Source organism: Pseudodesulfovibrio hydrargyri, assembly GCF_001874525.1.
GTDB lineage: Bacteria > Desulfobacterota > Desulfovibrionia > Desulfovibrionales > Desulfovibrionaceae > Pseudodesulfovibrio > Pseudodesulfovibrio hydrargyri.
Genome location: NZ_LKAQ01000004.1, coordinates 2,000,869 through 2,026,412 on the forward strand (window position 1 = coordinate 2,000,869; position 25,544 = coordinate 2,026,412).

23 protein-coding genes are annotated in these 25,544 nt (G+C 65.6%); 6 read left to right on the forward strand and 17 right to left on the reverse strand.

Going from position 1 to position 25,544, the window contains the following annotated elements; translation table 11 throughout:
• Window positions 1–8: 8 nt before the first annotated feature.
• From BerOc1_RS13590 to BerOc1_RS13600, 3 genes are all read right to left on the reverse strand, one after another.
• On the reverse strand, window positions 9–686 hold the full coding sequence (locus BerOc1_RS13590; protein ID WP_071546211.1) for a flagellar hook assembly protein FlgD: 678 nt from the start codon (window positions 684–686) through the stop codon (window positions 9–11).
• A complete protein-coding gene (locus tag BerOc1_RS13595; RefSeq protein WP_071546212.1) occupies window positions 683–1,267 on the reverse strand; it encodes an RNA polymerase sigma factor in 585 nt (194 codons plus the stop codon). The genes BerOc1_RS13590 and BerOc1_RS13595 overlap by 4 nt, the downstream gene beginning before the upstream one ends.
• Window positions 1,268–1,597: 330 nt before the next feature.
• Entirely contained in the window at window positions 1,598–2,458 is an 861-nt protein-coding gene (locus tag BerOc1_RS13600) for a flagellin N-terminal helical domain-containing protein (protein WP_071546213.1), read from the reverse strand.
• 257 nt (window positions 2,459–2,715) lie between these two features.
• Here BerOc1_RS13600 and BerOc1_RS13605 point away from each other — a divergent pair, with 257 nt between their 5' ends.
• From BerOc1_RS13605 to BerOc1_RS13630, 6 genes are all read left to right on the forward strand, one after another.
• Window positions 2,716–3,426, forward strand: a complete 711-nt coding sequence (locus BerOc1_RS13605; protein ID WP_071546214.1) for a response regulator transcription factor — start codon at window positions 2,716–2,718, stop codon at window positions 3,424–3,426.
• Window positions 3,427–5,334 carry a TonB-dependent receptor plug domain-containing protein gene (locus tag BerOc1_RS13610; protein WP_071546215.1) on the forward strand — a complete coding sequence of 636 codons (1,908 nt, stop codon included), beginning with the start codon at window positions 3,427–3,429 and terminating at the stop codon, window positions 5,332–5,334.
• Complete coding sequence (locus BerOc1_RS13615) at window positions 5,334–5,873, forward strand: YfiR family protein (protein WP_071546216.1); 540 nt, start codon at window positions 5,334–5,336, stop codon at window positions 5,871–5,873. Before BerOc1_RS13610 ends, BerOc1_RS13615 begins: the two co-directional genes overlap by 1 nt.
• Window positions 5,866–7,365: an ATP-binding protein gene (locus BerOc1_RS13620; RefSeq protein ID WP_071546217.1), complete on the forward strand. Its 1,500-nt coding sequence runs from the start codon at window positions 5,866–5,868 to the stop codon at window positions 7,363–7,365. The genes BerOc1_RS13615 and BerOc1_RS13620 overlap by 8 nt, the downstream gene beginning before the upstream one ends.
• A gap of 169 nt (window positions 7,366–7,534) precedes the next feature.
• Window positions 7,535–9,703 (forward strand): adenylate/guanylate cyclase domain-containing protein, encoded by a 2,169-nt coding sequence (locus tag BerOc1_RS13625; RefSeq protein ID WP_071546218.1) that lies wholly within the window; start codon window positions 7,535–7,537, stop codon window positions 9,701–9,703.
• A gap of 16 nt (window positions 9,704–9,719) precedes the next feature.
• Window positions 9,720–11,060 carry an ABC transporter substrate-binding protein gene (locus BerOc1_RS13630; protein WP_165610822.1) on the forward strand — a complete coding sequence of 447 codons (1,341 nt, stop codon included), beginning with the start codon at window positions 9,720–9,722 and terminating at the stop codon, window positions 11,058–11,060.
• A gap of 71 nt (window positions 11,061–11,131) precedes the next feature.
• On the opposite strand, the gene BerOc1_RS13635 is transcribed toward BerOc1_RS13630, so the two are convergent.
• From BerOc1_RS13635 to BerOc1_RS13700, 14 genes are all read right to left on the reverse strand, one after another.
• Entirely contained in the window at window positions 11,132–14,239 is a 3,108-nt protein-coding gene (locus BerOc1_RS13635; RefSeq protein WP_071546220.1) for an efflux RND transporter permease subunit, read from the reverse strand.
• Window positions 14,240–14,241: 2 nt separating this feature from the next.
• Complete coding sequence (locus BerOc1_RS13640; protein WP_071546221.1) at window positions 14,242–15,333, reverse strand: efflux RND transporter periplasmic adaptor subunit; 1,092 nt, start codon at window positions 15,331–15,333, stop codon at window positions 14,242–14,244.
• Window positions 15,330–16,013, reverse strand: coding sequence for a TetR/AcrR family transcriptional regulator (locus BerOc1_RS13645; protein ID WP_071546222.1), 684 nt, complete (start codon window positions 16,011–16,013; stop codon window positions 15,330–15,332). Before BerOc1_RS13645 ends, BerOc1_RS13640 begins: the two co-directional genes overlap by 4 nt.
• Window positions 16,014–16,245: 232 nt before the next feature.
• On the reverse strand, window positions 16,246–17,280 hold the full coding sequence (locus tag BerOc1_RS13650; protein ID WP_071546223.1) for an extracellular solute-binding protein: 1,035 nt from the start codon (window positions 17,278–17,280) through the stop codon (window positions 16,246–16,248).
• A complete protein-coding gene (potC, locus tag BerOc1_RS13655; RefSeq protein ID WP_129586541.1) occupies window positions 17,277–18,044 on the reverse strand; it encodes a spermidine/putrescine ABC transporter permease PotC in 768 nt (255 codons plus the stop codon). Before potC ends, BerOc1_RS13650 begins: the two co-directional genes overlap by 4 nt.
• Entirely contained in the window at window positions 18,041–18,892 is an 852-nt protein-coding gene (gene potB, locus BerOc1_RS13660; RefSeq protein WP_071546224.1) for a spermidine/putrescine ABC transporter permease PotB, read from the reverse strand. The genes potC and potB overlap by 4 nt, the downstream gene beginning before the upstream one ends.
• Window positions 18,882–20,000, reverse strand: coding sequence for a spermidine/putrescine ABC transporter ATP-binding protein PotA (potA, locus tag BerOc1_RS13665; RefSeq protein WP_071546225.1), 1,119 nt, complete (start codon window positions 19,998–20,000; stop codon window positions 18,882–18,884). The genes potB and potA overlap by 11 nt, the downstream gene beginning before the upstream one ends.
• Window positions 20,001–20,037: 37 nt before the next feature.
• The gene (locus BerOc1_RS13670; protein WP_071546226.1) at window positions 20,038–21,114 is read right to left on the reverse strand and encodes an acyltransferase family protein; all 1,077 of its coding nucleotides are present in this window, start codon (window positions 21,112–21,114) and stop codon (window positions 20,038–20,040) included.
• Window positions 21,115–21,203: 89 nt separating this feature from the next.
• On the reverse strand, window positions 21,204–21,848 hold the full coding sequence (locus tag BerOc1_RS13675) for an SET domain-containing protein (protein ID WP_071546227.1): 645 nt from the start codon (window positions 21,846–21,848) through the stop codon (window positions 21,204–21,206).
• A 56-nt stretch (window positions 21,849–21,904) separates the two neighbouring features.
• Window positions 21,905–22,177 carry a hypothetical protein gene (locus tag BerOc1_RS13680; RefSeq protein ID WP_071546228.1) on the reverse strand — a complete coding sequence of 91 codons (273 nt, stop codon included), beginning with the start codon at window positions 22,175–22,177 and terminating at the stop codon, window positions 21,905–21,907.
• Between the two features lie 12 nt (window positions 22,178–22,189).
• Window positions 22,190–22,753 carry a GNAT family N-acetyltransferase gene (locus BerOc1_RS13685; RefSeq protein ID WP_071546229.1) on the reverse strand — a complete coding sequence of 188 codons (564 nt, stop codon included), beginning with the start codon at window positions 22,751–22,753 and terminating at the stop codon, window positions 22,190–22,192.
• A gap of 26 nt (window positions 22,754–22,779) precedes the next feature.
• Window positions 22,780–23,118 (reverse strand): hypothetical protein, encoded by a 339-nt coding sequence (locus BerOc1_RS13690; RefSeq protein WP_071546230.1) that lies wholly within the window; start codon window positions 23,116–23,118, stop codon window positions 22,780–22,782.
• Window positions 23,119–23,121: 3 nt separating this feature from the next.
• Window positions 23,122–23,394: a hypothetical protein gene (locus BerOc1_RS13695; protein WP_084641539.1), complete on the reverse strand. Its 273-nt coding sequence runs from the start codon at window positions 23,392–23,394 to the stop codon at window positions 23,122–23,124.
• A gap of 270 nt (window positions 23,395–23,664) precedes the next feature.
• Window positions 23,665–25,059: a sigma-54 dependent transcriptional regulator gene (locus tag BerOc1_RS13700; protein ID WP_071546231.1), complete on the reverse strand. Its 1,395-nt coding sequence runs from the start codon at window positions 25,057–25,059 to the stop codon at window positions 23,665–23,667.
• Between the last annotated feature and the right edge of the window lie 485 nt (window positions 25,060–25,544).

Genomic DNA, 25,544 nt, shown 5'->3' on the forward strand with positions numbered 1-25,544 from the left:
GGTCGGGGTTACTGGGTGGCGTAGGTCACGTCGGCCAGGTTCACGGTCCGGCCGTCGTCCAGAGTCAGGATCACGCCGTCGTCGGTGTTGCTCACGCCGGTCACGGTGCCGGTGGTCGTGGTGGTGCAGCCCACGTCGTCTCCGTCCGCGTCGGTGGCCGAGGCCAGGACGTAGTAGTAGCCGTCGCCCGCCTCGTCGCCGTCGTAGTCGGTGCCGTCCCAGGTGAAGGACACGGTGCCCGCGTCGATGCCGGCGTAGGTCTGGGAGTCCACGATGGACCCGTTCGAGTCGTAGATGTTCAGGGTCACTTCGGCGGCGTCGTCGTCCAGGGTCAGGTACAGGGTGGAGATGTCGTCGCCGTCCTTGCGGATGGTGTAGCCTTCGGCCTCCACGTCCTTGCCGATGTAGTCCAGGCCGTAGGAGGCGCTCATCGAGGAGATGCTGTCGGTCAGGGTGTCCATCTTCCCGTTCATCTCGGTCAGCTGTTCGAGCTGGGAATATTGGGTCATCTGGTCGACCATCTGGCTGTTGTCCATGGGCTCGGTGGGGTCCTGGTACTGGAGCTCGGTGCACAGCAGGCTGATGAAGTCGTCCGAGGTCAGGGACGTGGAGCTCGACGCGGTCGCGGTCGCGGTGTTCGTCGAGGCGAGCAGGGACTCGTAGTAGCTGGTGGTTTCGATGCTCATGAGACCTTCCTCCTTTCCGGGTGATCCGGTGTGTTGGTTTCGGGCGCGGGGGCCGAGGCCCCGTAGTGGGCGCGCAGCCGGTCCAGGGCCTGGAACTTGATGCTGCGCACCGTGGGCGGGGTGATGCCCAGCCTGCGGGCGATCTCCCCTGCGACCAGACCCTCCTTGTAGAAGAGGGTGATCACCTCGGCCTGGCGGTCGGTCAGCACGCCGGCGGGCAGGCTGAACAGGGCGGCCTCGGGGCCGTCCTCCGCGCCGCGCGCGGGAACGTCCGAAAGCACGGACTCCATCCAGCGCAAATTCTTTCTGTAGTAGTCGATGGCCGTGGTGCGGCAGATGATGTTGAGCCAGGTGATGAAGGAACTCTTCTCGTCGTTGTAACGCGAGATGTAGTCATTCTTGAAAATCTTCAGTGCGATTTCCTGGTATATGTCATCTATCTCCGAACTATGGAGATGGATGTTCCTTGATTTTACGAAGTTGATAATGAGTTTATATATGAGCCTCGAATGTTCCTTGAACAGGCTGTCATAGGATATCTCATCATACCGTTTTTGAATCTCCATTATTGTGCTGCTCATTGTGAACCTCCTGCAATGCTGTTGAGCAACGCAGGTGCCGTTCGACATCAAGATTACGTCAATTTGGATTGTTTTTTGTTCATGAAATGTTGGCGGGAGATAAAGATTTTTCGCCGGGCAACGGTTTTTGCCTGAGAAACTGAAGAAAATTTAAGGCGGGTCGGCGCGTGAAGGGGCGCGGGGCGGCCCGGACCGGGCGCGCGGCGGGAGGGGGGAGTTTTTTGCCTTCTCATGCGGGAAAAGTGCAACCGCCCGGGGGTGCCGGGCGATAGTACCAATGGGGGACCGGCCCCGAAGGTTCGGAACCGGCCCCCGGTGAGAAGGTGCGGACTAGCCGCCGATGAGCGACAGGGCCATTTGCGGGAGCGAGTTGGCCTGCGAGAGCATCGCCACGGCAGACTGGGTTATGATCTGCTCCTTGGTGTACTCGGTCATTTCGGTGGCCACATCCACGTCGGAGATGCGCGATTCCGAGGCCTGCAGGTTCTCGGCCTGGATTTCGAGGTTGGAGATGGTCGCGGTCAGCCTGTTCTGCATGGAGCCCAGGTTGGCGCGGATGTTGTCCTTGGAGACGATGGCCGAGTTCAGGGCCGCAAGGGCGTTCTGGGCGGCCTCCTGGGTGGAGACCACGGCGCCGGCCTTGTCCGCTCCGGCGGACAGCCCCACGCCCAGGGACGAGGCGGTCGTGCTGCCTATGGTCACGGCGTACTTGTCCTCGGCCGCGTCGTTGCCCGTGCCGAAGTGGATGGTCACGCCTTCGGCCGAGAGGTTGCCGTTGAGCAGGTAGATGCCGTTGAAGTCCGTGGCGCTGGCGATGCGGGTGATTTCCGAGGCCATGGCCTGGTACTCGGAGTCGATGATCAGCCGCTGGGCGTCCGTGTAGGTGCCGGTGGCGGACTGCTCGGCCAATTCCTTCATGCGGATGAGCTTCTCATCGATGACGGACAGCGCGCCGTCGGCGGTCTCGATCATCGAGATGCCGTCGTTGGCGTTGCGGATGCCCTGGTTGAGGGTGGAGATGTCCGAGCGCATCAGTTCGCGCACGGCCAGCCCGGCGGCGTCGTCGGCCGACGAGTTGACGCGCAGGCCCGAGGACAGCCTTTCCGTGGACGTGCCCAGCTTGGTGTAGGCGCTGTTCAGGTTCCGGGCCGCGGCATTCGCCATGAGGTTGTTGTTGACTACGAGAGACATGATTCCTCCTTGAATGGTTATGCTTCCATGCATTTTCTCCGTCACGATGATCGGAGAACCAAAACTGCCCCATGTATACGGATGCAATATGGATATCGTTCATGGAGGAAAAAAATTCCGCGTGCCGTTTTGCGCGGTAGTATGTCGTTTTCTGAATAGTAAATGGATATTTCTTAATGTTCTTAACATTAATTAACGCTGATTTTATGTCATAATTTCTTCTGAATCTTTATGATGCATTCAAAAGGAGCATGCTGATGAAAGATCTGTTGCTGATCGACGACGACCCGGAACTGGCCGAACTGCTGCGGGCCTATCTCGGCGGCGAGGGCATCGGCCTCGACGCCGCCGTTTCCGGGAGCGCCGGTCTGGAGATGGCCAGGGCCGGGGATTACGAACTGGTCATCCTGGACGTCATGCTGCCGGATACCAGCGGGTTCAACGTGCTGACCAAGCTGCGCGCCGTGTCCGGGGTGCCGGTCATCATGCTGACCGGACGGGGCGAGGAGATCGACCGCGTCATCGGCCTGGAGATGGGCGCGGACGACTACGTGTCCAAACCGTTCCAGCTCCGCGAACTGCTGGCCCGCATCCACGCTGTGCTGCGGCGTTACGGCAGGGGGGCCGGGGAGGGCGGCGAACCGGCCATGGCCAAGGCCAAGCCGGGCATCGGGATCGGCGAGGTCCATCTCAACCGCAATGCCCGGAACATGACCATCGGCGGCGAGCCCGTGCACCTGACCTCCACCGAATTCGACATCCTGGAGATGCTCGCCCTGAACATGGGCAACGTGGTGGAGCGCACCGACCTCATGGAAAGGGCATTGGGCCGTGGCGAGGACTTCGACGACTACGTGCTCAACGTGCACATGAGCAACCTGCGCAAGAAGCTGGACCGCCACGTCTGCATCAAGACCATCCGGGGTCGGGGCTACCTCCTGGCCGTTCCGCAGGAAGAGGCGGTGTAGATGGGGCTCGACCGGTGGCGGCCGGTTTTTCTGAGCCTCGCGATCCTGTTTTTCCTTTCTCCGGCCGCGCGGGCCGAGGACGACCTGTCCGGCCTCGGCCTGGAGGAGCTCATGCAGGTGGAGGTGGCCAGCGCCACCCGCCGGGCCGAGCCCCTGTCGCGGATTCCCGCGGCGGTCACGGTCCTGACCGAGGAGGACATCTTCCGCTCCGGGGCGACCAACGTGCCCGAGGCCCTGCAACTGGTGCCCGGCGTGCACGTGGCCCAGATGAACACCGACCGCTGGGCCGTGGGCGTGCGGGGCTTCAACGGGCTTTTGAGCAACAAGCACCTGGTCCTGGTGGATGGCAGGCCGGTGACCTCGCCGGTCATTACCGGGGTGCAGTGGGACAACATCGTGCCCATCAGCATGGTCAAGCGCATCGAGGTGGTGCGCGGCACCCGCACCAGCCTGTGGGGCGCGGAGTCGTTTACCGGGGTCATCAACATCATCACCAAGAACGCCTATGAGCTGCAAGGCGGGCAGACCGTGACCACGGCGGGCACCCGTGGCGCGTCCCAGACCGTGCGCAAGGGCTGGGACGCCGGGGAGAACGCGGCCGTGGCGGTCTACGGCACGGGCGAGTACCTCAACGGCGACTGGCTCAACGACCGGCGCGGGGAGCGCGACGGCCACGAGTGGTCCAAGGTCCAGGGCGGCCTGCGCGCCGACTGGGAGAACGCCTTTACCGACGCCCTGTCCGTGCAGTCCGACCTGGTCCGGTCCCAGACCGAGGAGGATATGCCGGGCGGCCCGGGCGGCCCCCCGGAGAGCAAATCGAGGAGCGACGTCAACGGCTACGCCCAGTTCGTCTGGGACCGGGCCACCGGCCTGGACTCCAACCTGCGCTTTCGGACCTCCTACACCCGGGACACGGCCATGCTCGCCGACCTGGAGGGCGGGGTGAACGCCCTGGACGCGGAACTGACCTCGGCCATGGAACAGATGGGCCGCCATTACCTGACCTGGGGCGCGGGCACCCAGTACATCTGGGACGACGTGCACGGCGAGGACCTGGGCAATTTCGACCAGGGGCACATCTACAACTGGACCGGGAGCGGCTTTCTCCGCGACCGCATCACCCTGCTGCCCGAATCCCTCTACCTCATCGCGGGGTTGAAGACGGACGTGCTCGGCGGCGGGGACGTGGAACTCCAGCCCACGGTCCGCCTGCTGCACACCCGGGACGACGCCGAGTACTGGCTGGCGGTCTCGCGCGGGGTGCGGGCCGATACCCGCTACCAGCGCAGCCGCGACTACCGGATCAACGTCAGGGGCACGGACTACCGGATCCTGGCCCCGGACAGCCTCGAGACCGAAAAGCTCATCTCCTACGAGGCCGGGTACCGCCAGGCCCTGACCCCGGACGCCCGATTCGACCTCTCCCTGTACGTCAACGACTACTCCGAGCTGCTCATGCTCGAACTGGACCAGGCCACGAACACGGCCAGGGTGACCAATTCCCTCAAGGGCACGGCCTACGGCCTGGAGGCCATGTTCGAATGGACCGCCGCCGACTGGCTGACCCTGAAGCCGTCGGTCAGCCTCATCTACCAGAACATCTACGGCCTGGACTCCGGCCCGGTGGGCGACTCCATGCCCGAGGAGGGGATGGGCAGCGAGATGAAGCTGCAGATCCTGACCAAGCCGCGCGAGGACGTGGGGCTGGACCTCTTTTTCGGCTACCTGGACAGCCCGGACCAGCTCCACCTGCCCGCCTATTTCAGCGTGGACGCGCACGCCTCCTGGCGGGCCTCGGACACGCTCCTGCTCGAGCTCATCGGCCGCAACCTGGGCGGCTCCCACAAGCAGTTCTCCGACCTTGCGGTGGGGCCGAGCGTGGATTGCCGGATCACCTGGGATTTCTGATGGGCATGCTGCGCCCGCTTCTCCTCGCCTTCCTCGCCTGGGCGGTTCTGTGCCCGGCTCGCCCGGCCCCGGCAGAAGACCGCCTGACCGCCACCCCGGACCAGCTGCGCGCCCTGTACGTGCAGCGGCTGGTCAAGTACGTGGCCTGGCCGGACGGCGCGGGCCCGGCCCCGGGCGAACCGTTTATCGTCGCGGCCACGGACCCGGCCCGGCTGCGTCCCTATTTCCCGGCCACGGACCAGGGCGCGGGGCCCCATTTCCGCCTGGTCCGGTGGCCCGCCGACTGCGACGTGCTCGTCCTGGCCGGGGCGTCCCGGCGCGAGGCGGCGGCCATCCTCAAGCGGGTGGCGGACAAACCCGTGCTGACCATCACCCAGGACCCGGACGGCCCGGCACTGGGCGCGGTCGTCAATTTCTACATGCGGGGCGGCAGGCTCAAGCTCGAGGTCGGCCTTGGAGCGGCCCGGCGCGCCGGATTGTCGGTCAGTTCCCGGCTGCTGCAGCTGGCCCGCGTGCATGGAGGAGGGCCTCGTGAGTGACGCCAGGATGACCCCGCTCGGGCGGAAGATCGCGGCGGCCATCCTGGGGACCACCCTGGCGGCCCTGGCCCTGAGCTTTCTGCTCAACGCCGTGCCCATGATCCACGCCTACCGCCAGGACGGCGCGGACAAGGCCCGCTCCCTGGCCGAACTCATGGCCGCGTCCCTGGCCGCGCCCGTGGATTTCGACGATCCCGAGGCCGCTGGCGAGAACCTCCGCACCCTGTCCCTCACCCCCGGGGTCACGGGCGCGGCGGTCTATCTCGGCGACGGCACGGTGTTCGCCGCCTACGGCGCGCCCCCGGACTTCGCCGATCTGGCCGGGCCGGGCGTGTCCACGGCCCTGTCCTCCCTGACCGTGGCCGCCGAGGTCCCGTCCGGGAACAAGGGGTGCCTGGTCGCCGTGAACGTCTCCCTGGCCGGGCAGTGGGGTTTTCTCAAATCCTACCTTTTCAGCGGGGCGCTCGTCCTGCTCTGCGTGTTCGTGGTCAGCCTCAAGCTGGCGGGCCGGTTCCGGCGCAGGCTGGGCGACCCCCTGGGCGAACTGACCGAGGTCATCGGCGACATCTCCGGCAGCCGCGACTACTCCCGCCGGGTGGACTACGTCAGCGACGACGAACTGGGCGTGCTCGTGGCCGAGTTCAACGCCATGCTCGGGCGCATCGAGGACCGCGACGCGCGCCTGGGCCGCCACCGCGAGATGCTTGAGCAGCGCGTGGAGGAGCGCACCCTCCAGCTCAAGGTCAATCAGCTGGAACTGCTCAAGTACAACCGCCGCCTGCACAGCGAGATCGAGCGCCGGGCCCAGGCCGAGATGATCCGCGAGGAGGTCGAGCGCATCAATCGCCACGACCTCAAGTCCGGCCTCAGCCTGGTCATCGGCTACCCGGAGCTGCTCCTTCAGCAGGGCGATCTCTCCCCGGAGCAGGTCAAGCTCATCAAGCGCATCCGGGCCGCCGGCTACCGCATGCTCGACATGATCCGCAATCATCTGGACATGTTCAAGATGGAAAAGGGGGTCTACGCCCTGAACAGGCTGCCCACGGACCTGGTCCAGACCCTCTGCGACCTGGAGGAGGAACTCGCTCCCCAGCTGACGAGCGGCGGCGTGCGCCTGACCATCCGCCTGCACGGCCGGGATGTGGTCGGCGACGAGACCTTCACCGTGTCCGGCGAGGGTCCGCTCTTGCGGACCATGTGCCGCAACCTGGTCCAGAACGCGGTCGAGGCCTCGCGGTCCGGCGACGAGGTGACCGTGTCCCTGGAGTTCGACCACGCCGGGCGGCCCTGCCTGACCGTGGCCAACCCCGCGCCCGTGCCCGCTCAGATCCGCGAACGGTTCTTCGAGAAATACGTCACCCACGGCAAGGAGAACGGCACCGGGCTGGGTACCTACTTCGCCGCCCTCATCGTCCGGACCCACGGCGCGGACATCACCATGAACACCGGCGAGGAAACCGGCACCACCCTGCGCATCACCTTCCGCCGCTAAGCCGGGAATCCGGCCCTGACGCTCCGGTTTGTGACGATGTGTTATATATTTATACAGGAATTATGTATTGTTGTTGAACTGAAAAGGGATTCTGGTGTACTGAATAGACCAGGATATGGCCCTGTCCGGCCCGGTTCGGGCCGATGCAACAGTCCCGGGGTAAGGCGGAATGAAGCGGTGTTTTCCCTTTTACCTGAACATCGTCACGGTGTTCTCCATCCTGATCGTCGCCATCGTCTCGGCAGTGGTCCTGTACGGGTACCTGGGCAATTCCTCGGCCGCTCTGGTCTCTGCCCGCCAGCTGCTCGCGCGGGCCGGGGACTCGGTCTCCGAGCGCTCCAGGCTGCTCTTCGACACGGCCTTCAACACCACGGACATCTACGTGGATTTCCCGGGTATCGCCGAAAAGGGGTCGATCCACTCCCACCCCATGAGCCACGTCTTCTTCCGGTTCCTGGAGCAGCACCCGGACTTCACCTCCCTATACATCGGCTTTGACGACGGCGATTTCTACCTGGTCTCCACCCTGCACGGGCGCGAGGGCATGAAGCGTCGGCTGGGCATCCCGGCCGACGCGGTCTGGTACACCCAGAACATCGGCCACCTGGAGGACGGCACCCGGTACGAGCTGAAGAAGTACCTGGACCCGGGGTTCGTCACCGTGGGCTCCTCGGTGACGCGCGGGGTGAACTACGACCCCAGGGGGCGCTGCTGGTACGAGTCGGCCGAGAAACGCGACGGGCCGAACCTGAGCGACGTCTACGCGTTCTCCCTGTCCGGCGAGCCGGGCATCACGGTCTCGCACCGGTTCGAGGGCCGGGTCTCCGGGGTGTTCGGCGTGGACTTGTCCCTGGCCAATCTCTGCCGCTTCGTCAGGCGGCAGTCCCTGGGCGACAACAGCGAGATCGCCATCTTCGACGGCGCGGGCAAGGTCTACGCCTATTCGGACCTGGAGCGGCTGGCGCGGAGCCTCTCGCCTCCCCCCGAAGCGGCGGACACCGAAGCGTCGGGTGAAACCGAGATTGACCGGCTGGGGGTCCCGTCCCTGTCCGCGCTGGTGCGGGAGTACGGGGCTCACGGGGGCCGGGGCACCGAGTCCGGGGAACTGTCCGTGGACGCGGTCCGCTACCTGTACCGTGTGGATCCGCTGCCCGCCGAATACGGCAAGGGGCTGTTCGTGGCCGTGGCCGTGCCCGAGGAACGGTTCACCGGACCCATCGCCGCCATCGGCAAGAAGACCCTGCTCGTCTCCCTGGCGTTGCTGATCCTGACCCTGCCCATCATTTACGGCGTGGCCAAGCTGATCAGCCGTCCGCTCATCCTGCTGACCGGGTCGGTGGAGAACATCCGCGCCTTCAACCTGCGCGTCCCGGTGCGCATCAAGACCTTCATCCTGGAGATCCGCGACCTGGCCGCCGCCCTGGAGACCATGCGCAGCTCGTTGAACGCCTTCGGCAGCTACGTGCCCCGGCCCCTGGTCGAGCGCATGATCACCAACGACATCACCCCGGCCCTGGGCGGGGACCGGCGGGAACTGACCCTGCTGTTCAGCGACATCGAGGGGTTCACCGGCCTGTCCGAGGGGTTGTCGCCCGAGGCGCTGACAGCCGAGATCACCGAGTATTTCAAGCGGGTCAGCCAGGTCATCCTGCGCACCAACGGCACGGTGGACAAATACATCGGCGACGCGGTCATGGCCTTCTGGAACGCCCCGGTGCGCAACCCCGCCCACGCCCACGACGCCTGCTTGGCGGCCCTGCGCTGCCGGTCCGCCCTGCGCGTGTTCAACCGGGGGCGGCGGAAAACGGGCCTGCCCGAGTTCAAGACGCGCATGGGCATCCACACCGGCGAGGCCGTGGTCGGCAACATCGGTTCCGCGGACCGCATGGCCTACACGGCCATCGGCGCGAGCGTGAACATGGCCTCCCGCCTGGAGGGACTGAACAAGTACCTGGGCTCGTCCATCCTGGTCAGCGAGACCACCCGGCTCGCGGCCGGAGAGTCCTTCGTTTTCCGCTTCGCCGGGCGGGTCGTGCCCAAGGGCACCTCGGCCGGGGTGGGCGTGTACGAGTTGCTCGGCACCCGGCACGGCTCGACCGGGGTGTACGCTCCCCTGGCCGTGGATGAGGGCGCCGAGGCGCGGCTTGCGGAGTGGGACGCCTGTTTCGATCTTCTTTTGGCCAGGGAGTTCGCGGCGGCGGCCGACGCCTTTGAACGCTATCTCGCCGGTCACGGCCCGGACCGGCTGGCCGGGCATTTCCTGGAATTGGCCCGGACCTTCACTTCCCGGCCCCCGGCGGCCGACTGGAAGGGGGAGCAGATCTTCGATGCCAAATAGGAGAACGCGCCCGAAATTGCTTACGGCCCTGCTGGCGGCCGCGATCCTGCTCGCCTGGGTCCCGGCGGCCCGGGCGGCCACGCCCGTGGTCTTCTGGTCCACCGAGGTCGGCAAGGACCGCCAGACGGTCATCGAGTATCTGGCCCAGACCTTCACGGTCTTCAACCCGGACGTGGAGGTCCGGGTGGTCGGCGTGGAGGAGAACGCCATGGCCGAGACCCTGGCCACGGCCATGCGCGACGGGCGCGGGCCGGACATCGTCGGCTGCGCCTCCAACCTGGTGGTGGCCTTCTGCAACCGGGGCTGGATGGACAACGAGGGCGCGGCCCGGGTGATCGACGCCGTGGGCCGCAAGCGTTTCTTCGCCGGGGCGCTGAGCCGGGTCAGCCTGCCGGACGGCCGACCGTGCGGCGTCCCGTTCAACGGCTGGATTCAGGGTATATGGTACCGCAAGGACTGGTTCGACGAGGCCGCTCTAGCTCCGCCCGATACCTGGGACGCCCTGCTCAAGGCGGCCAGAACCCTGCACGACCCGGCCCACGGGCGGTACGGCATCCTGCTGGGGACCCGCAACGACGTCTACGCCGAGCAGGTCTTCACCCACCTGGCCAAGTCCGCGGGCGTGCGCGAGTTCACCCCGGACGGCAGGGTGGCCTTCGATTCCCCGGCCACGGTCAAAACGCTCAGGTTCTACGCCGAGCTGGCCCGTTACACCCCGCCCGGCCCGCAGTGGTGGCGCGGCAGGGACTACTATTTCCAGGGCAGGCTGGCCATGATGTTTTATTCAACCTTCATCATGGACGACCTGGCCGTGGCCTCGGTGGCCGCCGATTCCCTGACCGGCCACAATTTCGAGGAGCTCACGGGCGCGCCCTACGACTTCCGGCTCCCGGAAAACACGGCCATGGTCTCCGGCCTGACCGGGACGCGCACGGCCGGATACGGGGTGCTGCACGCCCTGGGACTGGTCAGGGGCAAGGACCCGGCCCGCAGCGAGGCGGCCAGGCGGTTCGCCCTTTTCCTCTTCCGCGAGGACGCCTACATCACCTGGCTGCACATGGTCCCGGGCGGGATGATGCCCGTGCTCGAGGACATCACCGATTCCCCGGTTTTCTACCGCGACGCCCAGGGGGGCTTCCAGAAGTACCGGCGCAGGCGGCTGGAATCCATCCTGGCCGGTTTCGACTCCCTGCAGAGTTTCGAGTTCGAGGACGGCAGGCTCATCCCCGAGGCGGCCCGGGTTTCGGCGGACGGCGTCATCGGCCGGATGATCGAGGAGACGCTGGCGGGCAGGGCCACGCCCGAACGGGCCGTGCGCGAGGCGGCCGAGCGAATGCGGGCCATCGCGGCGCAGTGACGGTTTTCCGAGAAAAAAGGAGAAGGGCGGCCCGCCGAAGCGGGCCGCCCTTTTTTCGTCGGGGTCCGGGCCTATTCGGCGGCCGGGTCCACGTGGAGGTCGCTGCCCCGTTCCACGATCCGCTGGTCCCAGACATAGTCCTTGAACCGCTGGCGGAAGAAGAAGGAGTAGAGGACCGGGCAGAGAACCAGGGTCAGGACCGTGGCCACGGTCAGGCCGGACATGATCAGGTTGGCCATGGGCCGCCACATCTCGCCGCCCTGGAGCGAGAGCGGGACCATGCCGATGATCGTCGTGGTGGCGGTCATGATGATCGGCCTGGCGCGCTCCATGGACGAGAGCACGATGGCGTCGGCCAGGGCCAGCCCCCGGCCGCGCTGTATCTCGATGCGGTCGATGAGCATGATGGCGTTGTTCACGATGATGCCGAGCAGGGAGATCATGCCGAGCATGGGCATGAACCCGAAGGGCGAGTTGGTGGCCAGCATGCCCGTGGAGATGCCGATGAACATGGGCGGCAGGGTCAGCAGGATGATCAGCGGGCGGCGCAGGGAGTTGAACTGGAAGATGAGCACCAGCACGAGCAGCCCCATGGCCAGGGGCATGTTGGCGTTGATGGCCTCCTGCGCCTCGGCGCTCTCCTCGAACTCGCCGCCGTACTCCACGTTGTAGCCCAGAGGCCAGTCGCCCCCGGCCATGAGTTTCTGCACGGCCGGGCGGACCCGGTTCAGGATGGACAGGGCGAAGTAGCCGTCGGCCACGTCCGCCTTGATGGTCATGGTCCGGCCCTGGTCGCGGCGGCGGATGTCGGACGGTTGCCAGTCGAGCCTGGTCGAGGCCACCTGTGACAGGGGCACGCTCGCCCCGGTATCGTAGGAGTAGACGTTCAGGCTGTCGATCTTGTCCAGGTGGTTGCGGAACCCCTCGTCGTTGCGCAACAGGATGGGGATGATGGTGTCGCCCTCGCGGTAGTTCGAGGCGGGCAGCCCGGACATGGCGGCCTGCAGGGACACGGCCACGTCGAAGCTGGACAGCCCGGCCTCGCGGGCCTTGTCCTGGTCCACGTGGACGATCATCTTCTTGGTCCACTGGCCCCAGTCGTCCCAGACGCGGGTTACGCCCTCCTGGCCCTCCACGATGGGCGCGATCTGGTCGCGCAGGGCATAGAGGGTCTTGATGTCCGGGCCGGACAGGCGGATCTGGAGCTTGGCCCCCACCGGCGGGCCGTTCATCAACTTGTTCAGGCTGTATTCGGCGTCCGGGAACCCCTTTTCCAGGGCCTGTCGGGTGCGCCTGATGACAGGATCAACGGCCTCGATGGACGTGGTGTTGACCACGAAGGTGGCCAGGTTGTCGTTACGCTGTTCGAGGTTCAGGGGCAGGTACCAGCGCGGTCCGCCGTGGCCCACGAACACGCCCACGCCGGTCACGCCCTCGTCGGCCAGCAGAACCTTTTCCAGCCGCTCCACGCGCCGCTGCGTGGCGGTGATGTCCGTGCCGTAGGGCTGCCAGAAGTCGATGGTGAACTGAGCCCGCTCGTTGGGCGGGAAGAACATCTTGGGCACGAACTGGAAGGCCCAGCCCGAGGCCGCGCAGCACAGCAGGATGCCGCACACGAACACGGTCCGGTGGCGCAGGGACCACAGCAGCAGCCCCCGGTAGCCCCGGTACAGCCGGCTGGAAAAGGTCTGGACGGTCAGCTTGGGCTTGAGCAGGTAGTAGCACATCATCGGGACCATGGACATGGACAGCCCCCAGGAGCAGGCCAGGGTCAGGGTGACCACGATGAACAGGGATTCGCAGAACTCGCCCACCGGGTGGGTGGTGGCCAGAGGGATGGGCAGGAAGGCGAAAATGGTCGTCAGCGACGCGGCCAGCAGCGGCATCCATAGTTCGCCGACCGCTTCGGTGGCGGCCTTGAGCCGGTCCTCGCCCGCGGCCAGGCGGACCAGGATGGCCTCGGACACGACCACGCCGTTGTCCACCAGGATGCCCAGCGAGATGATCAGCGAGGCGATGGAGATGCGCTGCAGCCCCACGCCGAGGTAGGGCATGAGCGCGATGCAGCCGAGCATGGCCATGGGCACCAGGGACCCGGCGATGACGCCCGTGCGCAGCCCCGCGAAGAGCAGGATGATGACCACCACGAAGGCGAACGACTCGATCAGGTTGATCATGAAGTCGCTGATGGCCTTGTTGACGTAGTCGGGCTGGAACACGACCAGGCTGGTGTCAAGGCCGACGTACATGTTGGCCTTGAGTCCCTCGAGGCGCTCGGCGACCCGCTGGCCCAGTTCGGTGATGTTGCCCCCGTCGGCCATGGACACGGCCAGCATCAGGCACTGCTTGCCGTTGTACCGGGCCATGGTGGACGGCGGGTCCGAGAAGCCGCGCGAGATGTCGGCCACGTCGGCCAGCCGGACCGAGGTCCTTCTTCCGGGCGGGCGGATGGACAGGGAATAGATGTCCTGCACGCCCTTGAACTCGCCGGTGGGCTCGATGACGATGCGTTCCGGGCCGACCATGCTCGAGCCGCTGGGCTGGAGCGTGTTCTGGCGATCGATCATCTGGGCCAGGACAAACGGGCTGACCCCGGCAGCGGCCATGCGCGAGTTGGTGAAGTCCACGAAGATTCGCTCGTCCTGCACGCCCCAGCGTTCGACCTTGCCCACGCCCTTGATCTTGAGCAGCTCGTCACGCATGTCGTCGGCCGCGTCCTTGAGCTCGCGGTAGGAAAACCCGTCGCCGGTCAGGGCGATGACGATGCCGTAGACGTCGCCGAACTCGTCGTCGACCTGCGGGGTGCGCGCCTCCTCGGGCAGGTCCGGGGCTGCGTCGTCCACCTTGTTGCGCAGCTTCTGCCAGTAGGGCTGCATGTCCATGATGGAGTCCTCGAACTCCACCTCGATGATGGACAGGCCGGTCATGGACTGGGATTTGACGGTCTTGACCCCGTCGATCTCGCGGATGCGTTCCTCGAGCTTGTCGGTGACCAGCTCCTCCACCCGTTGCGGAGAGGCGCCGGGAAAGACCGTGGAGATGACCCCGGTGCGAATGGTGAAGTCCGGGTCCTCGCTCTTGGGTATGGAGAAGAAGGTCATCACCCCGCTGACCGCGATGAGCAGGAACAGGACGAGGGAGGTGCGGTTGTTGGTGATGCACCACTTGGCCAGGTTCATGGTCAGCCCTCCGCCCCGTTGTTGATCAGCCTGACCTTGCGGCCCTCCTCCAGGCTGTGCACGCCCCGGATGACGACGACGTCGCCCTCGTTCACGCCCCCGACGATCTCGAGCCCGCCCGGGGTGAGCGGGCCCACGGTGACGTCGCGGCGGGTCACGGTGGAGCTCTTCGGGTCCACCACCCAGATCGCGTGGGAGCCGTCGGGCTCGCCTACGACCGCGGCCGGGGGCAGGTAGAAGGCGGCCCCGGCGTGGCCCAGGCCGGTGAAGTTCACGTGCCCGGACATGCCGCTGCGCACGGACCGGTCCGCGTTGTTCAGGTAGACTTTGACCGGGTAGGTTGAGCCGGTGCCGGACTCCACGCCGATCTCCTCCACCTTGCCCCGCATGGTCCGGCCCGGCAGGGCGTCGAAGACCACGGCCACCTCGTCCCCTTCGCTGACCTGGGAGATGAGGGTGTCGGGCACGGAGATGTACATCTTCATCTGGCGGCCCGCGTTGTAGGTGGCGATGGCCTGGCCCGCCTCGACGTTCTGGTGCACGTCGGCCTCGACCTCGCCGATCCAGCCGTCGAAAGGCGCCTGCAGGGTGGTGTAGCCCAGCCGCTTGCGGGCGATGTCCAGCTGTTTGGCCGAGGCGCTGAGCTGGGCCTCGTAGGACTTGAAGTCCGCCTCCACCTGGTCCAGTTCGCCGCGCGAGATGACCCGGCCCGCGAACAGCCGGGAGTTGCGCTCCATGTCCGCCTTGGCCCGGACGTAGTTGGCCCGGACCTGCTCCATGTTGGCCTTGGCCTGCCTCAGCTCCAGCTCGTAGTCGGACGGGTCCAGGCGGGCGATGACCTGGCCCTCGGAAAATTTGCGGCCGATCTGGTTGCCCGGGAACTCGACGATCTTGCCGCGCACGCGGAAGGAAAGGCTGGTGGCCAGGGCGTCCTCGGCCGTGCCCGCGAACGACCACATCTTGCTGCTGTCGGCCCGCACCGCCCGGGTGGTCTTAACCGGGCGCACGGGCTCGGGCACGGGCTCGGGCGAGCGGTCGCAGGCACCGAGCAGGGTCAGGCAGAGCAAGGCGGCGGGAAAGAGAAAACGGTTCATTGTGCGTTCTCCATGGGGAGGCCGAGGAGCCCCCGGATTCGGGTCTTTATAATGGCTTCGATGGTTTCGTGGTGGCCCGCGTAGGAATCCCAGCCAAGGCGTTTGCAGATCAGGGCGTGGCTTTCCAGCAGCTTGATGATGACACTGATGATCAGGTGCCCGGTCATGAGGGCGTCCGTCTCGCCGCGGCAGTGGGCGGCGGTCCCCTTGACCAGGATGGACAGGGATTCCAGGTTGGGGTTGAAAAAGGAGGTCTCCAGCCGGGGGAAGAGCTCGGTCGGATGGACCAGTTCGCGGGAGACGATGACCACGCCCCAGAGGTAGTCGGAGCGGACCAGCAGTCCGTCGATCAGGGAGCGCATGAACCAGTCCACCACCCTGGCCTTTTCCTCGGGCGTGTCCCCGGCCTCGGCCAGGCGGGCCCTGACCGCCTCGATGGGCGGGAAGATCTGGTCGCGGACGTTGGCGATTTCCCGGATGATGGCCTCGTACAGCCCGGCCTTGCCGCCGAAATGGTAGCCGACCGTGGCCAGGTTGACCCCGGCCTCGGACGCAAGGGTGCGCATGGACACGCCGTTGTATCCGTTTTTGGCGAACAACTCCGCGCCCGTATGCAGCAGCGTGGCCCGGGTTTCCTCGCCCTGGGCCCGTCTGCGGGATGTGCGCTTTCCATCGCTCATGATTCCCTCCGTGGGGTGAAAATCGATTAAGGGAAAGGCCAAATCATATTCCCGGCCCACTGTTTTTGTCAAACGTTTGTTTAAATAGTAGGCGCGTGCCGGAATCCGACGGAGCGCCCGCAGGCCCCGGACCGGGATGGAGGGGAAGGGCGGGGCAGCGGGGAGGGACGGGCCATAAAAAAAGGCCGGACGCGCGTCCGGCCTTGATCCTTCTCGTCGGGAGGGACGCTCCCTAGTCGTTGGAACCCTTGAGCTTGACCCAGTAGTCCTCGTAGAGCTTCATGGCCTCGCCGATGTCGTCCTGGAACTCGCCGTGCGCGGCGGTGGCCGCGTCGGGGTAGACGATGGGGTTGCCGGCCACTTCGGGTTCGAGGAACTCGGCGGCCTTGGCGTTGGGGGTGGAATAGCCCATCTCGGTGGAGATGGCCGCGGCCACGTCCGGGCGCAGCAGGTAGTTCAGGAAGGCGTGAGCCTCATCCAGGTTCTTGGCCCCCTTGGGGATGCACAGGGAGTCCATCCACATGGAGAAGCCCTCCTTGGGGTAGACGTACTGGATCTCCGGGTTCTCCTGGTTGGCGATGTAGGCCTCGCCGTTCCAGATCACGCCCACCGAGACCTCGCCGGACAGCAGGGCCTGCTTGGGGGAGTCGGAGTCGAAGACCCGGACATAGGGCATCAGGGCCTTGAGCTTCTGGTAAGCCTGCTCCAGATGGGCCGGGTCGGTGTCGTTCAGGGAGTAGCCCAGGCTCTTCAGGGCGATGGCGAAGACCTCGCGCGGGTCGTTGGGCAGCAGCAGACGGCCGTTCATTTCCGGCTTCCAGAGGTCGGCGTACGAGGTCACGGCGGCCTCGCCCAGGGTGCCGGTGTTCACGGCGATGGCCGTGGAGCCCCACATGTAGGGCACGGAAAAGGTGTTGTCCGGGTCAAAGGGCTGGTCCGTGAACTTGTCCGAGAGGTTGGGGAAGTTGGTCAGCTTGGACTTGTCCAGCGGCAGGAGCATGTCCTGGCGGCGCATGAGCCCCACGTAGTCGGACGAGGGCACGATCAGGTCGTAGCCGTCGCCGGCCAGCTTGATCTTGGCGTACATGGCCTCGTTGCTGTCGTAGGTGGAGAGGTGCACCTTGATGCCGGTTTCCTTGGTGAAGTTCTCGACCACCTCGTCCGGGATGTATTCGGACCAGATGTACAGGTAGAGTTCCCCGCTGCCGGCAAGGGCCGGGACCGCGAAGGCGAGGGTCAGGACGATTGCGAGCAGTAGCTTTTTCATGACTTCTCCTTGAGCAGCCGCCGGGACAGGAGGACGGCGGCCACGGTTACGGTGATCATCACCACGCTGAGCGCGTTGACGTCCGGCTTTATGCCGAGACGGACCATGGAATATATCCGCAGGGGCAGGACCTCGTAGGTCGGCCCCGTGGTGAAGAAGGAAACGATGACGTCGTCCAGGGACATGGTGAAGCTTAAGAGCCACCCGGCCACCAGGCCGGGCGCGGCCATGGGCAGGACGATGCGCCGGAAGACCTGGTACTCCACGGCCCCCAGGTCCCGGGCGGCCTCGACCACCGTGGGGTCGAACCCCTTGAACCGGGTGTAGACCGTGGCCGTGACGAACGGCACGCACAGGGTCACGTGGCCCATGAGCAGGGTCCAGAAGCCCAGGGACAGCCCCACGCCCAGGAACAGGACCAGCAGCGAGATGCCGATGACGATGTCCGGGGACATCATCATGACGAAGATGGACGCGAAGACCGCGCGGCGGCCCCTGAAGCGGTACTGGTGGAGCATGAACGCGGCCAGGGTGCCGATGACGCAGGAGACCGTGGCCGAGACCACGGCGATGGTCATGGACCGGAAGGCCGCGTCCACCAGGGTGGCGTTGTCGAGCAGCCTGCCGTACCACTGCAGGGTGAATCCCTTCCAGGCCAGCGAGTACTTGGAGGCGTTGAAGGAATAGACCGCGATGACGACCAGCGGCAGGTACAGGAAGGCGAAGACCAGGGCAGCGTAGGCCCGCTTGACCCATATGTTCATATGCGCACCTTCCTTCCGGCCCGGCGTACGCTCTTGTAGTACAGGGCGAGCATCAGCCCCATGATCAGGGTCATGGCGATGGAGGCCGCGGCCCCGAGCGGGATGTTGCGGGCCGCCAGGAACTGGTCGCGGATGTAGTTGCCAAGCAGCATGGTCCGTGCCCCGCCCAGGATGTCCGGGATGTAGAACATGCCCAGCGCGGGCAGGAAGACGAGCATGCAGCCCGAGACGATGCCGGGCATGGTCAGCGGGATGGTGATCTTGCGGAAGGTCGAGAAGCGGCTCGCCCCGAGGTCGCGCGAGGCCTCGAGAAGCTTCAGGTCCAGTTTCTCGATGGCCGCGTACAGCGGCAGGATCATGAACGGCAGCAGGGTGTAGACCAGGCCGATGAAGACCGCCGTGGGCGTGTACATGAGCTTGAGCGGCGCGTCGATGACCCCGAGGAAGCGCAGGAACGTGTTGACCACGCCGTCGGCCTTGAGCACGGCCACCAGGGCGTAGGTCCGGATCAGCGTGTTGGTCCAGAACGGGATCATGACCAGCAGGAGCAGGGTCGGGGTGTGCCGTTTGTCGGCCCGGGCCACGATGTAGGCGAACGGGTAGCCGATGAGCAGGCACAGCAGGGTGGCCGTGGCGGCCATGACCATGGACTCGGCCAGCATGGACCCCAGGGCCGGCTGGAACAGCTCGTGGTAGCTCGAAAGGGAGAGGACCGGCTCGATCAGGCTGTCCGGGTCGCGCTTGAGGAAGCTGACCGCCAGGAGCATGAGGGTGGGCACGGCCCCGAACAGGACCAGCCAGCCGAGCACGCCGGTGACGACCAGCCGCTTGAACAGGCTATCCTTCATGGGGCAGGACCACCTCCCAGCCCTCGAACCAGCCCACGGCCACCCGGTCGCCGGCATGGAAATAGAGGGTTTCGCTGTCCTCGTCGAAAAATTCGGTGACCAGGATGCGCTTGCCGTCGTCCAGGGTGATGTCCACGTCGTAGGTGGCCCCCCGGTAGCAGGTGCCGTCCACCGTGCCCTTGAGCAGGGCCTTGGCGAACTTGTCGGCCAGGTCCGGGGATTCCTCCAGGTCCTTCATGACCTCCACGCGGAAGTCCTCGGGCCGCAGCAGGACGTGCACCCGGTCGCCGTCCGCGAACTCGCGCCGGGCCTTGACCAGCACGGACGCTCCCTCCACCTCTGCGGTGTAGCTCTCGCCCCGGCGGCCGGTGACGGTCCCGTCCAGGACGTTGATCTCGCCCACGAACCGGGCCACGTACAGGTTGGCCGGTTCCTCGTAGATCTCGCGCGGCGTGCCCACCTGCTCGATGTGCCCGTCGTTCATGACCACCACCCGGTCGGACATGGAGAAGGCCTCCTCCTGGTCGTGGGTGACCAGGACGAAGGTGATGTCCAGGGTGCGCTGCAATTCCTTGAGCTCTTTCTGCATCTGCTTGCGCAGCCGGTAGTCCAGGGCGGACAGGGGCTCGTCCAGGAGCAGGACGCGGGGTTTGTTGACGATGGCCCGGGCGATGGCCACCCGCTGCTGCTGGCCGCCGGACAGCTCCTTGGGCATGCGCCGTCCCATGGATTCCAGGCAGACCAGCCTGAGGGCTTCGTCCACGGTGCGCCGGACGTCGGCCTCGCCCATACCCGCGATGCGCAGTCCAAAGGCCACGTTGTCGAAGACGTTCATGTGCGGGAACAGGGCGTAGCTCTGGAACACGGTGTTCACGGCCCTGGACTCCGGGGGCACGCCCTTGACAGAGCGCCCGTCCAGCTTCACCGCTCCGGAGTCGGATTCCTCGAACCCGCCGAGGATGCGCAGGATGGTGGTCTTGCCGCACCCGGAGGGGCCGAGCAGAGTGATGAACTCCCCGTCCTCGATGGACAGGGAGATGTTTTCGACGGCGGTCTCCCCGTCAAAGGACTTGGAGACGCTGTCCAGGGTGACGACAGGCTGGGTCATGTGTTTCCTCTATGATGCGGCGTCTTGGCGGACGCGGTCACGGCAGGCTCACGGGCTGCAGGACAGCCCCTCCCTCCGGGACGGAAAGCGCATGGCGGCGACGCAATTTCGTTTTCAGGGACTCGATGCCCGGGTTGAACAGGAAATGGGTCAGGATCGAGGCGGCCAGCGCGGCGGCCAGGATCTGTCCCCCCTCGGGGTCTTCCGCATAGGTCTCGAACAGGGCGATGACGATGTAGTGGAGCAGGTAGAACGGGTAGCTGATCTTGCCCGCGAACCTGTCGAATCGTAACCGTTTAAAGCCGCGAAAGACAAGGGGCATCGAAAGCAGGGCTGCCGTGGGCAGGAAAAAGGGCAAAAGCGGCTTGGGCAGGCCGTCGGCCACCAGGCCCAGTCCGGCCAGGGCCAGGAACAGGGCGTAGTCGTACCAGCGCGCCGCTTCGGGCAGCCGCCGATGGGCGCGGTAGGCCAGGATGCCGCCCGCGAAAAGCCAGAATTCCAGGAGGAAGAAGCGTTTGAAAAAGATCACCCCGGACAGGGGGGAGGCCATGGCCGCGATCTTGAGGGCCAGGCTGGCGGCCAGGAGCCCGACCAGGGTGCGGGAGCGCAGCCGCACCAGGAACGGGGCCAGGGCGTAGAAGGTCGCCTCCAGTGACAGGGACCACGCCTGGATGAGCGGGGCGTCGGCCCACAGGGCGTCGTGGCTGTAAGCCACGAAGTGCAGCCCCCCCTCCGGGGAGCGGGCCAGGGAGAAGAGCAGCTCCTGGCCGATGGTCGTGGCCGAGGTCCAGGCCATGACCAGGAAGGCGGCGGGATCGGCCACGATGGCCAGCAGGGTCGCCCGGCTGGTCAGGGAATGGACGTCCAGGCTGGTCAGGAGCCCCAGACTGACCACCAGGGCCAGGACGTACATGGGGTACAGGGTCAGAAAGCGGCTCCAGTAGAAGGAGCGCGCGTCGCGGTAGGTCCGGTCCAGGATCAGGGCCATGTAGAAGCCGGAGATGGCGAAAAAGGTCAGCACCGCCTCGTGGCCGTTGACCAGGGGCGCTCCTTCGAAGGAGGGAAAATGCGAGTTGAAGACCGCAAAGGCGAGCAGCAGGCGGATGATGCCCATACCGTTACCTCCCTCTCCGGGAAACCGGACCGCACAGGCCCGGCCGGGTGTCGCATGCGGCGCGCGCCGCAATCATCCGCTTCAATCTCTCAGCCATTGAACCCGAACGGGGCGGACTTGAGGTTGTCGGGCGGGATCGCGGACAGGACGGCCGGGGTGTGGCGGGCCAGGCGGGCCACGGAAAGATAGGGCTCCTCGCCGCAGAGGTAGGCGCGCAGCCGGTGCTTGGTCTCGGCGTCCATGAAGGCCATGAGCGGCTGGTGCACGTCGGCCACCCGGGTCAGGGCGTCCAGGATGAGTCCGTCCCAGGCCGCGTGGAACCGTTCCAGGTCGTCGGGGCGAAGCTGTTTGCGGCAGCGGGTGCAGCCGCAGTTCAGGGGGATGTCACGGCCCAGGTCGAACAGGCCGTACTCCTCGCAGATCTCCTGGCCCTTCCAGATGTCGCGCACCGCGATCTCGAAGCCGTAGGCCGTGGTCATGACGTTGCAGTCGCAGCGGTGGTTGACGTAGCGCGCGTTGTCGCGGCTGACGATGTGCACGCCGGTCTCGTCGGCGTAGGCGGTCTTGCCGGGGCCGGAGGCCGCGTCCATGCGGTTGGCGAAGCGGGCCACGTGGGCCGCCTCCAGCCGGTCGCGGACGTAGACGATGGTGCCGCGCGGGATGTCCTCGGCGGCGAACACGCCGTACCCGATGGTCGGGTCGACGAAGCGCACTTCGGTCTTGGGATGCATCATGGAAATTCACCGCTTCCGCAGGGGCGGAAGCCTGTTCGGGGGCGGACGGGCCGCCCCTACCAGTCCTCGTCGGTGTCGTAGTCGATCTCGTCTTCCAGGGTGTAGCTGCGCACCTTGATGCGCAGTTCGTCCTCGTCCTCGACGACCACGCCCTCGGCCGTGACCCACCTGTCGATGTACTCGATCAGGCTCTCGCCGTTCTCGTCGGGTTCGACGATGAACTCCTCCTCGCCGTCCACGAGCAGGACCACGCCGGCAACGGTTTCATTGTCCCAGTCAAGGGGGAGTATCTGTCCGAACAGGGAATCTTCGTACACGTCGGTAGCCATCTTCTCCCGCTCCTATTGGTAGTTGTTGTCGGCGTCGTCTTCGTCGATGTTCAGGCGGTAGACAAGCCCGCCGTCCATGGGAATGAACTGCTTGCAGAACCGGCGCTGCACCGAGAAGCCGTTGGCCTCGTAGAACTGCCGGGCGTTCTCGAAGGCGCGTCCCTCGCCGGTCTCCAGGAAGATCGATCGGCCCAGCTCCCCGACGGCCCGCCGGGTCATCTCGGCCACCAGGGCCGAGCCGATGCCCAGCCTGCGGAACTCGGGATCCACGGTGATGCCGTAGAGTTCGAACTCGCCGGGCCAGTACATGATCGGGCCGTAGCAGAGGAATCCGATGATCCGCTCGCCCCCGGCGTCGCAGACCTTGGCCAGGAGGAAGGTCTGTGCCTCCTCGCCGTTGCCGTAGGCGCAGTCCCAGGCCATGTCCTCGGCGGACAGCATGGCGTCGGCCGAAAACAGACCGCTCGACGCGGCCATGTTCAGGATGGTCTCCACATCGTCGGGCGTGATGCCCGAGGAGATGCGAACTTCGCGCATGTCCTCGCGGGCGTCGTCTTCTCTGGTAGTCGTGTCCATGGTGATCTCGAAGCCGTGTCGGCTCGTCAGGCGAGGCGGTTGGTCCGCCCGCCGCGTTTCAGGTTCATAGATGTATAGTTCATCGACGAGGTGTCGCCGATGACCTCGATGGTCTCGACACTGATGGAGTCGATGCCCAGGGAGTTCGTCATGGTGCCGGTGACCTCGCAGGTCTTGCCTTCCAGCAAGGCCGGGTCCAGTTCCACGCCGAGGAGCAGGTACTCCGTGTCGCCGTCCTTGAGCACCAGGCCGAAGTCGGTGTTGACCACCAGCCCCCAGAAGGTTCCGGCATCGTCCGCGAGGGACAGGGAGGGCATAAGGCAGAGGGCCGCGGCCAGCAGCAGGGGAATGAGTTGTTTTCGCATGGGTTATCCTGGGATGTTGTTTTCCACGGGTGCAAAGCTCTCCACGACCATGGACTCCACGCCGCGCTCCTTGCGGACCACGCCGGTGAAGACCGCCTCGGCCCTGGACAGGGACAGAAGGCTCGGGAGGCTCTTGAAATTCTCCACGAGGATTTCCCGTTCGTCCTTGCAGGCGATCAGCACCTCGGTCACTCGGAATTGCTCGTCCCATTGCCGGGGGACGACCATGCCCTTGACGGTGACCGTGTTGTTTCGGTGTTGTTTCTCTTGCTGCACGTTTCTTCTCTACCAGGTGGTTTTGAAGATGCGGGAAAAGCATGGAGCGTGCCAAATCCATAATTTGCTGAAATTGCTTGTGAAGTCCGTTTGATGACGAATTGACGGGCGGAACTTTTTGTTCCGTTTTTTCGCAACGCCGGGGCCCGGGCGCGGCAAAAGCGCTTTTCATGGGCTTGTTCGAGGCGATAGAAGCGTTGAAAAACATAATATTTTTAGTAAGTTGTAATTTGATAGGAATTTAAAATTCCGATCAACACAAAAACGGAACTACTGATTCCTCTTTCGGAAGTCCATCTTGTCCAGGCCGTGGCGGCCCATCAGCTTGGACAGCTGCCGGGTGGTCACGCCCGCCCGTCCGGCCGCGTCCTTGACCACGCCGTTGCACTGCTCCAGCAGGCTCGACAGATACTGGCGCTCGAACCGGTCCACGGTGATGCGCCTTGCCTCCTTGAGCGGCAGGCTGGTCCGGACCGGCGAAGTGACCACCTCTCCCTGGGTGTCCAGGAGGTCCGGCGGAAAGCTTTCGGGCAGAAGCACTTCCCCGGTCTCCAGGATGCAGGCACGCTCGATGACGTTCTCGAGTTCGCGCACGTTGCCCGGCCATTCGTATTCCAATAGCCGGTCCAGGACCTGCGGGTGGATGCCCTTGACCTCGGTGTTGAGCAGCCCGTTGAACTGCTGGATGAAGGCCTCGGACAGCCTTGGGATGTCCTCGCGCCGCTCCCTGAGCGGGGGGATGCGGATGGGAAAGACGTTCAGCCGGTAGAACAGGTCGCGCCGGAACTTGCCGCGTTCGCACAGCTCCTGCATGTCCTCGTTGGTGGCCGCGATAATGCGCACGTCCACCGGGATGTCGGACTCGCCGCCCACGCGCTGGATGAATCGTTCCTGGATGACGTTCAGGAGCTTGACCTGGACCGACTGGGAGACCGTGCCGATCTCATCCAGGAAGATCGTGCCCCCGTGGGCCAGCTCGAACTTGCCGAGCTTGCGTCGGACAGCGCCGGTGAACGCCCCCTTCTCGTGGCCGAACAGCTCGCTCTCCACCAGGGTGTCCGGGATGGCCCCGCAGTGCACGCTGATGAACGGCTGGCTCTTGCGGTTGGAGTGGGCGTGGATGAGCTTGGCGATGAGCGACTTGCCCGTGCCGGTCTCGCCCGTGAGCAGCACGGTGGTCCGGGTCCCGGCCACCTGGCGGATCTTGACGAACACGTCGCGCATGGCCCGGCTGCGGGTGTCCACGTATTCCAGCGAGTCCTCGTTCCAGAACTGGCCGCGCAAATAGTCGAGTTCGGACTTGAGCACGTCGGATTCGCGGACCTTGTCCACGATCAGGTCCAGCTCCTCTCGCTCCACGGGCCGGGTCAGGTAGTCGAACGCCCCGGCCTTGACCGCGTCCACGGCGTGGTGGGTGTTGGCCTCGTCCGCCAGGACCACGATGGCCGCCGACGGGTACTGCGACCACAGCCCCTCCAGGCCCTTGGCCACGGAGGTGTGCTTGCCCAGCAGGGACTCCACGTCCACGAACAGGGTGTCCACCTCGCGGTCCGGGGCCGTGGTTGCGGAAACCGGGACCGCCCCCGTGTGCTTTTCCTGGCCGAACAGGCCGCCGATCTCCTCCGACCGGCTCCCGTCCCGGGTGATGACGAGCATTTTACGCATGACGCCTGATGCCTCCAGCCCCCGTTGTACTTCGATGCCGCCCCCGAGACAATATCAAAAGAGGCCCCGGGCTTCCAGCCGTTGGCGAGTCTTCGAGCCCTACGGATGAGGACAGCGGCGATCGGCCGGGGGAAGGGGAGAGGGAAACCCTTTGAAAAGGGCTTTCCCTCTCCCCTTCCCCCGGCCCCCCATCCCCTCTCCATTCCTAAACTTTTTATTGCCGCTTCGCGGTCCAGACCAGCAAAAGCCCCCTGGCTCGTCATCAGCCGGGGGCTCCCTTCTCCCAATTTGGAGCGATTCGGGTGCGCAGCCCCCGACAGCGGCTCTCTCTTCCGCCGCTAATCCGTCCTCGGAATAGGCTTTGATTCGCCCCGTCCTGGGGCTCACCCCTTCGGGACGTTGCGTAAAGACCGCAACGTCCAAATCCGCTGTCCTGCGGATTTGTCGAGAGTGGGGCAGCTGTGCATTTTCTTCCGGTGGGCGCT